Below are 13,325 nucleotides of genomic sequence, written 5' to 3' on the forward strand. Positions count from 1 at the left end.
TCGTTCGTGGTCGGGTGCTCAGTTGCCCACGCGGCGGCGCAGGTCCTGGAACGCGGTGTAGTTCGCGATGACCTCGATCCGGCCCGGCGGGCACATCTGCACCGCCTGGTCGAGGGTGTCACAGACCTGGAAGTGCTGGTTGGCGACCTCCAGCCGCACAGCCAGGTCGAGCTTGCGGTCACCGAGCACGAAGATCGGGTGGCCGGTCAGCCGTGTGTAGTCGACGTCCCACAGCCAGGAGGTGTCGGTGCCGTCGGCGCCGCGCGCGTTCACCGACAGGATCACCGGCGTCGGCGGCGGGTCGATGAGCGAGAACGTCTCCAGCCAGCCCGCCGGGTTCTTGGCGAGCAGCAGCCGCAGATCACGCTGCATGAACTGCACCACGTCGTACCGTCCGGCCACCGCCTGGACCTGGTACATGCGCTCCAGGGCGACCTGCGGGGGCACACCGAAGACGGCGGCGGTGGCGGCCGACGAGGCGGCGTTGGCCTTGTTGGCACGGCCCGGCAGCTGCAGGTGGATCGGCCAGGCCGAGCCGTGCGGGTCGAGGACGTGGTCGCCGGAGAGCGCCCAGCTCGGCGTGGGACGGCGGAAACCGCACTCGCCGCAGAACCAGTCGTCGCCGGGCCGCTGCATCACACCGCCGCAGGACGGGCAGGACCAGGCGTCGTCCTTCCACATCTGGCCGACCGCGACCCAGATCACGTTCGGGGAGGACGAGGCCGCCCAGACGATCAGCGGGTCGTCGCAGTTGGCCACGACGACGGCCTTGGTGCCGGCCAGGCCCTCCCGCCACGCCTCCGCCATCATGCGGGTCTCGGCGGCGCGGTCGAGCTGGTCGCGGGAGAGGTTGAGCAGCGCGATGCACTTGGGGTCGGTGTCCCGTGCGACACCGGCGAGGTACTTCTCGTCGACCTCGATGACCGCGAACTTGGAGTCCGAGTTCCCGGCGAGGGCCGAGGTGATGCCCGCGGGCATGTTGGCGCCGAGCGCGTTCGAGACGACGGGGCCCGCGGCCCGCAGTGCCTCGGCGATCAGCCGCGTCGTGGTGGTCTTGCCGTTGGTGGCGGAGACCAGGATGACGTCCAGGCTCTGTGCGAGCCGGGCGAGGAGGTCGGGGTCGAGTTTCAGTGCCACCCGGCCGCCGATCACAGATCCGCTACCGCGCCCCGCGGCACGCGATGCCGCCGCGACCGCCTTGCCCGCCGTCACGGCCAGCTTGGCCCGCGGCGTGAGCGGGTCCGAGTTGCCTGCCATCAGTTCTCGATCCTCCTTGCGTACAGCGCCGCGCCCTGTCTCGGCAACGTGTGGACCGAAGCCTATCGAGATCCACTCACGTGCCCGAATCTCGACCGGGCCGTTGCGCGAGACATCGCCCTGGCGGGACCGGCGATATCGGGTCTGAACGTACTCTTGCGGCCATGCGAAGCGGCTCGATTCCCGGCGCCCGAGGGCGCGTTCTCCCCATGACACTGCTCGGGGACCCCGTATTGCAGGCACCCTGTGAAGAGGTGACGGAGTTCGGGCCCGAACTGGCGCGACTCGTGGAGGACATGTTCGCGACGATGTACGAGGCGCGGGGAGTGGGGCTCGCGGCGAACCAGGTGGGTCGGGGGCTTCGGGTGTTCGTGTACGACTGTCCCGACGACGAGGATGTGCGGCATCTCGGCCATGTGGTGAATCCCCGACTCGTCTCGACGGAGGGGATCGTACTCCGTGGGCCCGAGGGCTGTCTGTCGCTGCCCGGGCTGGAGGCGGGGGTGGAGCGGTACGACGAGGCCGTGGTGGAGGGGTTCACGGTGGACGGGGACCGGGTGCGGGTGTGGGGGAGCGGGTTCTTCGCGCGGTGCCTTCAGCATGAGTGTGACCACCTGGAGGGCCGGGTGTATGTGGACCGGCTTTCGGGGTGGCGTCGTTCCCGGGTGATGCGGAAGGCCGCGAAGGCGGCGTGGGGGCGGTGAGTTCGTGGGCGGGTGCGCCTCGCCCGGCCGGTCGCGCGGGTCCGCGCCCCTGGGCGGGGCGCTGATCCCCGAATCGACCGAAAAGGAACCCTCAGAAACCCGGGCCGCCGACCTTGTCGCCCGCCGCTGCCAGGCGGCCCCACAGCAGGTCTGCCAGGCAGTGGACCAACTCTGCTCGTGTGCAGGGGCGTTCGCCCAGCCACCAGTCTCCCGCCGCGTGCATCATGCCTACGATGCCGTGGCCCCATACGCGGGCGAGCCGGTGGCTGTCGGGGCCGAGGTCGAGGCGGTCCTCTATGACCTTGCCGAGCTCCTCGCCCATGCGGCGCAGGAGGGGGGCCGAGTGCTTGCCGACGTCGAAGCCCTGGTCGCCGGGCTGCTCGCCGGGCTGGCCGACCTCGGCGGGGTGCATGAGGAAGCGGTACACCTGAGGACGGGCCTCGATGGCCGTCAGATAGGTGTCGAGGGTCGCCTCGACGCGTTCACGCCGTTCCGCCGGGGCGTCCAACGCGGCCCGCAGGGAGTCGAGGAGGGCGTCGGTGTGCCGTTGGGCGAGAGCGGCGTAGAGTCCGCCCTTGTCGCCGAAGTGGCGGTAGAGAATCGGCTTCGTGATACCGGCCTCGGCGGCGATGGCGTTCATCGACGCTCCGGGCCCGTCACGGAGCACCACCCTGTCAGCGGCCTCCAGCAGCTCGCGCCGACGGCGATCGGCGGACCGCTCCTGGTCGCTCCGCTGCGTGGTGTCCATGAGTCTCTCCCCCAAATGCTGATGACAGTGACGCCCTGCGCAAACTAGCACTGATGGGCACGGCCCGATCGAACGGGCTACCGAGCCCGACGCGGGAGTTGACTTTTCCTACCGACCGGTAACAGACTCGCGTTACCGCAGGTAACATCTTAGTGCAGTGCTGGAGGCGCGTCATGGCCGAGTTCACCATGGAACTCAACGAGGAACAGCGAGAGGTTCGCGACTGGCTCCACGGATTCGCCGCCGATGTGATCCGCCCCGCGGCCGCCGAGTGGGACGAGCGCGAGGAGACCCCCTGGCCGGTGATCCAGGAGGCCGCCAAGGTCGGCATCTACTCCCTCGACTTCTACGCCCAGCAGTACTTCGACCCCACCGGCCTCGGTATTCCCATGGCCATGGAGGAGCTGTTCTGGGGTGACGCGGGCATCGCCCTGTCCATCGTCGGCACCGGCCTCGCCGCCGTGGGCGTCCTCGCCAACGGCACCGAGGAGCAGATCGGCACCTGGATCCCCCAGATGTACGGCGACGCCAACGATGTCAAGGTCGCCGCGTTCTGCTCGTCCGAGCCCGACGCCGGTTCCGACGTGGCCTCCATGCGCACCCGTGCCGTGTACGACGAGGCCAAGGACGAGTGGGTCCTCAACGGTACGAAGACGTGGGCGACCAACGGCGGCATCGCCAACGTCCACGTCGTCGTCGCCGTGGTCGACCCCGAGCTGGGCTCCAAGGGCCACGCGTCCTTCATCGTCCCGCCGAAGACGCCCGGCCTGTCCCAGGGTCAGAAGTTCAAGAAGCACGGCATCCGCGCCTCCCACACCGCCGAGGTCGTCCTGGAGGACGTGCGCATCCCCGGCTCCTGCCTGCTCGGCGGCAAGGAGAAGCTCGACGAGCGTCTGGCGCGGGCCCGCGAGCGGGCGAAGGCCGGCGGTGAGCGGGTGAAGAACGCGGCGATGGCCACGTTCGAGGCGTCCCGCCCGGCCGTGGGCGCCATGGCGGTGGGCACCGCCCGCGCCGCGTACGAGGTCGCCCTCGACTACGCCAAGACCCGTGAGCAGTTCGGCCGGCCCATCATCGACAACCAGGGCGTCGCCTTCCAGCTCGCGGACATGCGGACGTCCGTGGACGCGGCGCGGCTGCTGGTGTGGCGGGCGTCCTGGATGGCGATCAACGGCAGGCCGTTCACGGCGGCCGAGGGCTCCCAGTCGAAGCTCTTCGCGAGCGAGACGGCGAAGCAGGTCACGGCTCAGGCCATCCAGATACTGGGCGGCAACGGGTACACCCGTGAGTACCCCGTGGAGCGAATGCACCGGGATGCCGCTATTTACACCATCTTCGAGGGTACGAGTGAGGTGCAGCGACTCGTGATCGCCCGGACCTTGTCGGGGATGCCCATTCGGTAGCGCCGCGAGGGTGTCGCGCGGTCCGGACAGCGGGAGCGTCGTGGTTGCTCGCGCAGCCCTCGCGCGCCCCTGCCGGGGCGCTGATCAGCGGCGACACCAGTGAACCGACGGGAGTCCTCGATGACGCGCACGGCCGTACGACTGCTGGAGAGCACCACCGCGAAACTCGCCCCGGCCCCCGACGCCAACCCTCTGCTTCCCTTGATCGCCTCCGGTGCGGCCGGTCTCGACACGCTCGCCGCGCTGGCCATGGAACAGCGCTTCGTCATCGCCGCCGACCTGCTTTCCTTCCGCCGTCTGGCCGAGAGGTCGACGACCGAGGAACCGGCCGGTGCCCCCTTCTTCGAGATGCTCGCGGAGGGGGAGGCGGTGGCGGCGGAGCGGCTCGGGGCGTACGCCGAGGCATGCGGCGTGGACGGCATGCGGGCCGCGGCGTACGAGCCCCTACCCGGCTGCCAGGCCTACCCGTCCTACGTCGCCCGTCTCGCCCTGGCCGCGTCCCCGGCGGATGTGGTACTCGCCCTGAGCGCCAACTTCGCCTCCTGGGGCGGCTATTGCGCGGCGATCGCGAAGGCCCTGCGTCATCACTACGCCTTCACCGACGAGGCCTGCGCGTTCTTCGACCTCTTCGCCGAGCCGTCGCCGGAGCTGGAGGAGAGGGCGAGGACGGCGGTACAGGCGGGATGGGACGCGGGACGGATCGACGAGCACCTCGTCGCCCGACACGGCCGCCTGCTGCAGAGCTACGAATCGATGTTCTGGCACACACTCGCGCCCCGTTAGGGCCGCGGGGCCCTGTCGAGCATGCGGTTACCGCCGCGTGGGCGCGATCAGCCGCGGACGAGCCGCAGCGGACCTGGGCCCGACCCGGGAGCAGCGCCCTAGCCGGAGGCCGCCCCACTGCTGTGGGCGATGCACGCCACGTCGATCCGGTCCGCCAGCTTCGCCAGCTCGATCGTGAGCGCCGCCACCGTGTCCTCGTCGAGTTCCTCACCCGCCTCGACCAGGTGCAGCCACCGGCCGCCCACCGTCCGCAGCAGCTTGCTCACATCGGCCGCAGACACCTGCAAGGTCCCGCGGTCGTCGACGATCAGAGGCAGAGTCACTTCGCGGTTCACAACGGGGATGGTAGCCGCGGAACGCTCACGCCCCGTGCCACACGGTGGTGATGTTGCAGAACTCCCGGATTCCGTGTCCGGACAGCTCACGCCCGTATCCGGAGCGTTTGACCCCACCGAAGGGGAACGCCGGGTGGGAGGCGGTCATCCCGTTGACGTAGACGGCGCCGGCGTCGAGGTCCCGGACGAGGCGTTCGACCTCGGCGGCGTCCCGTGTCCACACGTTGGAGCTGAGCCCGAAGGGCGTGTCGTTGGCGATCGCGATCGCTTCGTCGAGGTCGGCGACCCGGTACAGCGTGGCGACCGGGCCGAAGGCCTCCTCCTGGTGGACGCGCATCTGGGGGGTGATGTCGGCGAGGACGGTCGGCGGGTAGAACCAGCCCGGTCCGTCGGGGCGTTCGGCGCCGCACAGGACCGTGGCGCCGCTCTCCACGGCCTCGTCGACCAGCTCCTCCAGGTCCTCGCGGCCCCGCTCGCCGGCGAGCGGGCCGACGTCGGTGTCCTCGTCGAGCGGGTCGCCGACCTTCAGCGCCTTCATGGCCTCGACGAACCGCTCGGTGAAGGCGTCGTACACGTCGGCGTGCACGATGAACCGCTTGGCGGCGATGCACGACTGGCCGGTGTTCTGCACCCGGGCGGTGACGGCGATCTCGGCGGCCCGGTCGATGTCGGCGGACGGCAGCACGACGTACGGGTCGCTGCCGCCCAGCTCCAGGACCGTCTTCTTGACCTCGTCCCCGGCGACCGAGGCGACGGCCCGGCCGGCGGGCTCGCTGCCGGTGAGGGTGGCGGCCTTCACCCGAGGGTCGCGCAGGATGTCCTCGACGGCGCCGGAGCCGACGAGCAGGGTCTGGAAGCAGCCCTCGGGGAAGCCCGCCCGGCGGAAGAGGTCCTCCAGGTAGAGCGCGGTCTGCGGGACGTTGGAGGCGTGTTTGAGTAGGCCCACGTTGCCGGCCATCAGGGCGGGCGCGGCGAAGCGGATCACCTGCCAGAGCGGGAAGTTCCACGGCATCACGGCGAGCACCGGGCCGAGCGGCCGGTAGCGGACCAGGACGTGGGACGCGCCCGAGTCCTTCACGTCCGCGTCGGACGGCTCCACGTCGGTGAGCAGCACCTCGGCGTGGTCGGCGTACCAGCGCATCGCCTTCGCGCACTTGGCGGCCTCGGCGCGGGCCTGCTTGACCGGCTTGCCCATCTCGGTGGTCATCACCCGGGCGACGTCCTCGGTGTCCTCGTCGAGGAGCTCGGCGGCCCTGCGCATCAGCCGGGCGCGTTCCGCGAAGGACGTCGTCCGGTACGTGCGGAACGTGGTGTCGGCGGTGGCGAGGCGACGCTCGATCTCCTCCTCACCCAGGGCGTCGTAGGTCCGAAGCGTCTCGCCGTTCGCCGGGTTGACCGTGGCGATGGGCATGGCTGGCCTCCTGCGTGGGCTGTTCTTCGACCTTCCCGCGCGATTGGCTACGCCGCAACGCGGACTCAGTCCGAGTGCTCCAGAAGACGGTCGAGAAACTCCGCCTGCGCCGGGACGAGCACGGCACGGGCCCGTTCGACGGTGAGCCACTCCACGCGGTCCAGCTCCGGGAACTCCTGGATCCGACCCGACCTCGGCGGCCACTCCATGCGAAAGGTCCCCGGTACGACGGTCGCCGGGTCGAGGTCCGCCTCGATCGCCCAGGCCGTGACGATCTTGCCGTTCTTCTGCCGCACCTCGCCCAGCGGTACGGCCTCGCCCTCGGGCGGCGCCAGCCCCAGTTCCTCCTGGAACTCCCGGCGGGCGGCGTCCCAGGCGGGCTCGTCCGGTTGGTACTCGCCCTTGGGCACGCTCCAGGCCCCCGCGTCCTGGTGCGCGAAGAGCGGGCCGCCCATATGGCCGAGCAGAACCTCGACGCCGTGCTCGGTGCGGCGGTGCAGCAGGAGGCCGGCGCTGCGCTTGGGTGTGGTCAACGAGTCACCTCGGGGTGTGCGGCGAGCAGGGTCTCGACCGTATCGGCTTGCGCCGGGGTCTTGTCCTCGCGATAGCGGATCACACGGGCGAAACGGAGGGTGACGCCGGCCGGGTAGCGGGTGGAGCGCTGCAGGCCGTCGTAGGCGATCTCGACGACGAGTTCGGGGCGTACGGTGACGCCCCAGCCGTGCTCCTCCACGGCCAGGCCCGTCAGCCGTTCGGTCTGCCAGGCCAGCAGCGCGTCGGTCATGCCCTTGAAGGTCTTGCCGAGCATGGCGAAGGAGCCGTCGGCGGTGCGGGCGCCGAGGTGGAGGTTGGAGAGCCTGCCCGTGCGGCGGCCGTGGCCCCACTCGGCGGCCAGGACCACCAGATCGAGGGTGTGCACCGGCTTGACCTTCAGCCAGGACGCCCCGCGTCGGCCCGCGCTGTAGGGGGCGTCGAGAGCCTTCAGCACGACTCCTTCGTGGCCGCGCTCCAGGGTGTCGGCGAGGAAGCGCTCCGCCTCGGGCAGGTCGCCGGGACCGGCCACGAGGGTGCGCCGGACCCGCATGGGCTCCGGCACGAGGCGGGCCAGTACGGCGTGGCGGTCGGTGAGGGGCAGGTCGAGGAGGTCCTGGCCGTCCACGGACAGCGCGTCGAAGAAGACCGGCGAGACGGGCACCTGCCGGGCCGCCGTCGCCACGTCCAGCCGCGAGCCGACCCGACCCGCCGTCTCCTGGAAGGAACGGGGCCGCCCCGTCTCGTCGAACGCGATGACCTCCCCGTCCAGAATGAACCGCTCTCCCTCCAACTCCAGCGCGGCTGAGGTGAGTTCGGGCAACCGGTCGGTCATGTCGTCCAGGGTGCGGGTGTACAGCCGTACGTCGCCGCCGTCGCGGTGGACCTGGACGCGGATACCGTCCAGCTTCTCCTCCACCGCGCACATGTTCAGCTTCGCCACGGCCTCCGCGACGGAGGACGCGCTGTGCGCCAGCATCGGCAGGACGGGCTGCCCGACGGTGAGCCGGAACCCCGCGAGAGCAGACGGCCCCTCCGCCAGCAGCGCCCGCGCCACCGTCCGGAGCGAGCCGGCGAGCATCACGGCCCGCCGTACGTCGGCGGCGGGCGCCCCGGTGGCCCCGGCCAGCCCGTCGATGGCCACCGCGTCCAGCGCGCCCTGCCGGACCTCACCGGTGAGCAGCCCGAACAGGTACCGCTGCTCGTCCTCGGTGGCCGCCGCCAGCAACTCGCCGACCAGACGTCTGCGTTCGGCCTGCGAACCGGGGCCGGTGGCAGTGCCGATCGCCGTGAGGCGGGCGTCCACCTCGCGGACGGTGAGGGTGGGAGCGGTGGCCGGCGGGATGTGCTGGTCGAGGACCTTCCAGCCGACGCCCAGGCGGCCCTGGGGCAGCCGGCCCGCGAGATACGGGATGACGATCGGTACGTCGTCCGCGTCGGCGTCCCCGAACAGTTCGGCGAGCAGGGTGGTCTTCCGGGACCGGGCCGAGGTGGCGGCGACCTCTTGCGACACGCGGGCGAGCCGGGCGAAGAGCATGCAGCCATGGTCCTACGGAGTTCTGCCGGGCGCCTATTGGGTCGGGGGTGCGGTCTGGACGGGCGGGTGCGGGTGTGTCGTGGCCTGTCGCGCGGTTCCCCGCGCCCCCGGACGGCCCTTCGGGCCGATCGATCACGCTGTGTCCAAGTCCGTCATCAGTAGGTCTCCATTGATCGTGGCGCCCGCCCGGTAGCCGGACGACGCCGCGTTGACCACCTGCTCGGAGAAGCCCATCGCGTTGCCGACGGCCCAGACGCCGGGAACCGTGGTCAGGCCGGTCGGGTCGACCGTGGGGTACGCGCCGAACGGGGTCTCGTTCAGGTCGGCGCCCAGCTTCTCCAGCATGCTGGTCCGCGGGATCGGGCGGGGGGCCGTGAACAGGACCGAGCGGTCCCGGACCGTGCCGTCGGTGAGCCGGACCCCGGTGAGGCGGTCCTCGGTGACGACCAGGCTCTCGACCTCGCCGGGGACCACCGAGACCCCGGCGGCGGCCAGGCGGCGCAGGTCGTCGTCGGAGAGGTCGGTCTCGGGGACTTCGTGGAGGAAGAGGGTCACGTCCTTGGACCACTGGGAGACCATCAGGGCCTGGTGGACGCTCGTCGCAGTCGTGGCGAGGACGCCGAAGGGCTGGTCGCGGACCTCCCAGCCGTGGCAGTAGGGGCAGTGCAGGACATCCCGGCCGAAGCGCTCGGCCACACCGGGGACGGTCGGCAGCTCGTCCTTCAGGCCGGTGGCGACGACGAGGCGCCGGGCCCGCGGGGACCGGCCGTCGGCGAGCGTCACGGTGAAGCTCCCGCCGTCATCGCCCCGGGTCACGTCCACTGCCCGGCCCCGGACCAGTTCGACGCCGTAGCGGGCGATCTCCTCCCGGCCCACGGCCAGGAACTCCGCCGGCGGCATCCCGTCCCGGGAGAGAAAGCCCTGCATGTGCGCGGCGGGCGCGTTGCGGGGTTCGCCGGCGTCGACGACCAGGGTGCGCCGCCGGGCCCGGCCCAGGACCAGGGCCGCGGAGAGCCCCGCAGCGCCGCCGCCGATGACGATCACTTCGTACTGCTCGGTCATGGTGACCACCTCCACGACGACGGTCGCCCGAACCCGGCCACATTGACAAACGCCTTTGCCGAAACTGCAATAGCGGGATGAGTGACACGAGTGAGGGAGCGAGCGGCACGGACGAGGTCCTCGCCGGAGTCGGGCCGCGGTTGCGGCGGATCCGCAAGGAGCGCGAGGCGACGCTCGCCGGGCTGTCGGAGGCGACCGGTATCTCGGTGAGCACGCTGTCACGGCTGGAGTCGGGACTGCGCAAGCCCAGCCTGGAACTGCTGCTGCCGATCGCGCGGGCCCACCAGGTGCCGTTGGACGAGCTCATCGGGGAGCCGCCGGTCGGCGACCCGCGGGTGCGGTCGAAGCCGATCCATCGGCACGGGCGTACGTACTGGCCGCTCACCCGGCAGCCGGGCGGCCTCCAGGCCTTCAAGGTCCTCGTGCCCCGGTCGCAGCAGGAACCGGAACCGCGCGTCCACGAGGGCTACGAGTGGCTGTACGTGATGTCCGGGAAACTGCGGGTCGTGCTCGGCGAACACGATGTGGTGATGGTCGCCGGGGAGGCCGCCGAGTTCGACACCCGGGTCCCGCACTGGTTCGGCTCGACGGGGGAGGGGCCGGTGGAGTTCCTCAGCCTGTTCGGGCCGCAGGGGGAGCGGATGCACGTACGGGCCAGGCCCGCGCGTCCGTGACGCACGCTACTGCTCCCGGGCTGTTCCCCGGAGGGCAAGCGACCGCTTAGTATGCATGCGACAGTCGATCCCGGTCAGACGAAGCAGTCCGAAGCAGTCCGTGGAGGCACCGCATGCAGGCATGGCAAGTGCACGAGAACGGCGAGCCGAGCGAGGTGATGCGGCTCCAGGACGTGGAGCGGCCCACGCCCGGTGACGGCCAGGTCCTGCTGAAGGTGCGCGCCGCGAACATCAACTTCCCCGATGTCCTGATGTGCCGGGGCCACTACCAGGTCAGGCCTCCGCTCCCGTTCACCCCGGGCGTGGAGATCTGCGGTGAGACCGAGGACGGCCGCCGGGTCATCGCCAACCCGGCGCTGCCGTACGGCGGTCTCGCCGAGTACGCGGTCGCGGACGCCGCCGCGCTGCTGCCCGCGCCCGAGGCGCTGGACGACGCCGAGGCCGCGGCCCTGCACATCGGTTACCAGACGGGCTGGTTCGGTCTCCACCGCCGGGCCCGCCTCGAAGCGGGGGAGACCCTGCTCGTCCACGCCGCCGCAGGCGGGGTCGGCAGCGCGGCCGTGCAGCTCGGCAAGGCGGCCGGGGCGACGGTCATCGGCGTCGTCGGCGGCGCCGACAAGGCTGCCGTGGCCCGGGAACTGGGCTGTGACGTGGTGGTCGACCGCCGGAGCGAGGACGTCGTCTCCGCCGTGAAGGAAGCCACCGGAGGCCGGGGCGCGGACGTGATCTACGACCCCGTGGGCGGCGAGGCCTACACGCAGTCGACCAAGGTCGTCGCCTTCGAGGGACGCATCGTGGTCGTCGGCTTCGCCAGCGGGACGATCCCCAGCCCCGGCCTCAACCACGCCCTCGTCAAGAACTACTCGATCCTCGGCCTGCACTGGGGTCTGTACAACACCAAGAACCCGAAGCTGGTCCAGCACTGCCACGAGCAGCTCACCGAGCTGGCGGCCCGGGGCGTCGTCAAGCCGCTGGTGAGCGAGCGCACGTCGCTCGGCGGGGCCGCGGCCGCCGTGCAGCGCGTCGCGGACGGCGTCACCACCGGCCGGGTCGTCGTGGTGCCCTCGCTGGAGAACGGAGCCGCCGCATGACCGACGCAGCCGACCTCAGGCGCCGCACGGCCGAGTTGCTGGCCGCGTACCCGCCCGCCACCACCGACCGCCTGGACTTCCTGCGCGCCCGCTTCGACGCGGGGCTCGCCTGGGTGCACTACCCCGAGGGCCTCGGCGGGCTCGGCGCCCCGCGCTCCCTCCAAGCCGTGGTGGACGCGGACCTGGAGGCGGAAGACGCCCCCGGCAACGATCCGCGACGCATCGGCATCGGCCTGGGCATGGCCGCGCCGACGATCCTCGCCTACGGCACCCAGGAGCAGAAGCGGCAGTACCTGCGGCCGCTGTGGACGGGTGAGGAGGTCTGGTGCCAGCTCTTCAGCGAGCCCGGCGCCGGCTCCGACCTCGCCGCGCTCGGCACCCGCGCCGTACGGGAGAGCGGGGGAGACTGGGTGGTGAACGGGCAGAAGGTGTGGACGTCCAGCGCCCATGTCGCCCGCTGGGCCATCCTCATCGCCCGCACCGACCCGGACGTGCCCAAGCACCGGGGCATCACGTACTTCATCTGCGACATGACCGACCCCGGTGTCGAGGTCCGGCCGCTGCGCCAGGTCACCGGCGAGGCCGAGTTCAACGAGGTGTTCATCACCGACGTCCGCATCCCGGACGCGCGCCGCCTCGGCGAGGTCGGCGACGGCTGGAAGGTCGCGCAGACCACGCTCAACAACGAGCGCGTCGCCATCGGCGGTATGCGGCTGCCGCGAGAGGGCGGCATGATCGGCCCGGTCGCCAGGACCTGGCGCGAGCGCCCCGAACTGCGTACCCACGACCTGCACCAGCGGCTGCTGAAGCTCTGGGTCGAGGCCGAGGCCGCCCGGCTCACCGCCGAGCGGCTGCGTCAGCAGCTCGTCGCCGGACAGCCCGGCCCCGAGGGCGCCGGCATGAAGCTCGCCTTCGCCCGCCTCAACCAGGAGATCAGCGGCCTTGAGGTCGAACTCCGGGGCGAGGAAGGCCTGTTGTACGACGACTGGACCATGCGGCGCCCCGAGCTGGTCGACTTCGTCGGCCGTGACGCCGGCTACCGCTACCTTCGCTCCAAGGGCAACAGCATCGAGGGCGGGACCACCGAGGTCCTGCTGAACATCGTCGCCGAGCGCGTCCTGGGCCTGCCCAGCGAGCCGCGCACCGACAAGGACGTCGCCTGGAAGGACCTCGCCCGATGACCGATCTCCTGTACTCGGAGGAGGAAGAGGCCCTCCGCGCGGCCGTCCGCGACGTGCTGACCGACCACTGCGACGCGGCCGGCGTGATCGCCCGCGTCGAGACGGACGCCCCGCACCACCGTGAACTGTGGAAGCTGCTCGCCGACGGCATGGGCCTCGCCGGGCTGCTCGTCCCCGAGGAGTTGGGCGGCCAGGGCGCCACGCACCGCGAGGCCGCCGTGGTTCTGGAGGAGTTGGGGCGTGCGGTCGCACCGGTGCCGTTCCTCACGAGCGCCGTCGTCGCCACCGAGGCCCTGCTCGCCGGCGCCGCGGACGACCTGCTCGGCGACCTGGCCTCCGGCCGGAGGATCGGCGCCCTCGCGGTCGCGCTGAACCTCCCGGCCGGGAGCGCCTACAAGGTCGTACGGTACGAAGACGGCGCCCTGCACGGGGAGTTGACCGGCATCGCGGACGCCGCCGTCGCCGATGTGCTGCTGGTGCCCGCCGACGACGGGGGCCTGTACGCGGTCGACGCCTCGGCCGTGACCGTCACCCCGCAGGTGTCGCTCGACCTGACCCGGCCGCTGGCGAAGGTGACGCTCGACGGGGCGCCGGGCCGGCTCCTCGGTGAC

At 71.5% G+C, this 13,325-nt stretch carries 14 protein-coding genes; 7 read left to right on the plus strand and 7 right to left on the minus strand.

Features of this window, described 5'->3' with window-relative positions:
* Positions 1 to 18: 18 nt before the first annotated feature.
* Complete coding sequence (locus tag AWZ10_RS25975) at positions 19 to 1,257, minus strand: Mur ligase family protein (RefSeq protein WP_037704953.1); 1,239 nt, start codon at positions 1,255 to 1,257, stop codon at positions 19 to 21.
* A 164-nt stretch (positions 1,258 to 1,421) separates the two neighbouring features.
* Here AWZ10_RS25975 and def point away from each other — a divergent pair, with 164 nt between their 5' ends.
* On the plus strand, positions 1,422 to 1,961 hold the full coding sequence (gene def / locus AWZ10_RS25980; RefSeq protein ID WP_173531538.1) for a peptide deformylase: 540 nt from the start codon (positions 1,422 to 1,424) through the stop codon (positions 1,959 to 1,961).
* A gap of 91 nt (positions 1,962 to 2,052) precedes the next feature.
* On the opposite strand, the gene AWZ10_RS25985 is transcribed toward def, so the two are convergent.
* Positions 2,053 to 2,709, minus strand: coding sequence for a TetR/AcrR family transcriptional regulator (locus AWZ10_RS25985; RefSeq protein ID WP_037704955.1), 657 nt, complete (start codon positions 2,707 to 2,709; stop codon positions 2,053 to 2,055).
* A 173-nt stretch (positions 2,710 to 2,882) separates the two neighbouring features.
* Between AWZ10_RS25985 and AWZ10_RS25990 the strand changes: the two genes are divergently transcribed.
* Both AWZ10_RS25990 and AWZ10_RS25995 read left to right on the plus strand, forming a co-directional pair.
* Positions 2,883 to 4,109 carry an acyl-CoA dehydrogenase family protein gene (locus AWZ10_RS25990; protein ID WP_046705684.1) on the plus strand — a complete coding sequence of 409 codons (1,227 nt, stop codon included), beginning with the start codon at positions 2,883 to 2,885 and terminating at the stop codon, positions 4,107 to 4,109.
* A 120-nt stretch (positions 4,110 to 4,229) separates the two neighbouring features.
* A complete protein-coding gene (locus tag AWZ10_RS25995) occupies positions 4,230 to 4,892 on the plus strand; it encodes a thiaminase II/PqqC family protein (RefSeq protein ID WP_060892128.1) in 663 nt (220 codons plus the stop codon).
* 98 nt (positions 4,893 to 4,990) lie between these two features.
* Here the strand turns inward: AWZ10_RS25995 and AWZ10_RS26000 are convergent, their stop codons facing one another.
* From AWZ10_RS26000 to AWZ10_RS26020, 5 genes are all read right to left on the minus strand, one after another.
* The gene (locus AWZ10_RS26000) at positions 4,991 to 5,227 is read right to left on the minus strand and encodes a DUF6213 family protein (RefSeq protein ID WP_037704958.1); all 237 of its coding nucleotides are present in this window, start codon (positions 5,225 to 5,227) and stop codon (positions 4,991 to 4,993) included.
* Positions 5,228 to 5,252: 25 nt separating this feature from the next.
* Positions 5,253 to 6,638, minus strand: coding sequence for an NADP-dependent succinic semialdehyde dehydrogenase (locus AWZ10_RS26005; protein WP_046705685.1), 1,386 nt, complete (start codon positions 6,636 to 6,638; stop codon positions 5,253 to 5,255).
* A 65-nt stretch (positions 6,639 to 6,703) separates the two neighbouring features.
* Positions 6,704 to 7,171, minus strand: a complete 468-nt coding sequence (locus AWZ10_RS26010) for an NUDIX hydrolase (RefSeq protein ID WP_046705686.1) — start codon at positions 7,169 to 7,171, stop codon at positions 6,704 to 6,706.
* Positions 7,168 to 8,706 carry an ATP-dependent DNA ligase gene (locus tag AWZ10_RS26015; RefSeq protein WP_060892129.1) on the minus strand — a complete coding sequence of 513 codons (1,539 nt, stop codon included), beginning with the start codon at positions 8,704 to 8,706 and terminating at the stop codon, positions 7,168 to 7,170. Before AWZ10_RS26015 ends, AWZ10_RS26010 begins: the two co-directional genes overlap by 4 nt.
* 132 nt (positions 8,707 to 8,838) lie before the next feature.
* On the minus strand, positions 8,839 to 9,768 hold the full coding sequence (locus AWZ10_RS26020; protein ID WP_060892130.1) for an NAD(P)/FAD-dependent oxidoreductase: 930 nt from the start codon (positions 9,766 to 9,768) through the stop codon (positions 8,839 to 8,841).
* Between the two features lie 77 nt (positions 9,769 to 9,845).
* Between AWZ10_RS26020 and AWZ10_RS26025 the strand changes: the two genes are divergently transcribed.
* The 4 genes from AWZ10_RS26025 to AWZ10_RS26040 all read left to right on the plus strand — a co-directional run.
* Positions 9,846 to 10,442, plus strand: a complete 597-nt coding sequence (locus AWZ10_RS26025; protein WP_046705688.1) for a helix-turn-helix domain-containing protein — start codon at positions 9,846 to 9,848, stop codon at positions 10,440 to 10,442.
* A 113-nt stretch (positions 10,443 to 10,555) separates the two neighbouring features.
* Complete coding sequence (locus AWZ10_RS26030; RefSeq protein WP_046705689.1) at positions 10,556 to 11,533, plus strand: NADPH:quinone oxidoreductase family protein; 978 nt, start codon at positions 10,556 to 10,558, stop codon at positions 11,531 to 11,533.
* On the plus strand, positions 11,530 to 12,714 hold the full coding sequence (locus AWZ10_RS26035; RefSeq protein WP_046705690.1) for an acyl-CoA dehydrogenase family protein: 1,185 nt from the start codon (positions 11,530 to 11,532) through the stop codon (positions 12,712 to 12,714). Before AWZ10_RS26030 ends, AWZ10_RS26035 begins: the two co-directional genes overlap by 4 nt.
* Positions 12,711 to 13,325: acyl-CoA dehydrogenase family protein (locus tag AWZ10_RS26040; RefSeq protein WP_167365987.1), on the plus strand; the 615-nt coding region annotated here is incomplete at its 3' end. The genes AWZ10_RS26035 and AWZ10_RS26040, both read left to right, overlap by 4 nt.

Source organism: Streptomyces europaeiscabiei, from assembly GCF_001550375.1.
Classification (GTDB): Bacteria; Actinomycetota; Actinomycetes; order Streptomycetales; family Streptomycetaceae; genus Streptomyces; species Streptomyces europaeiscabiei.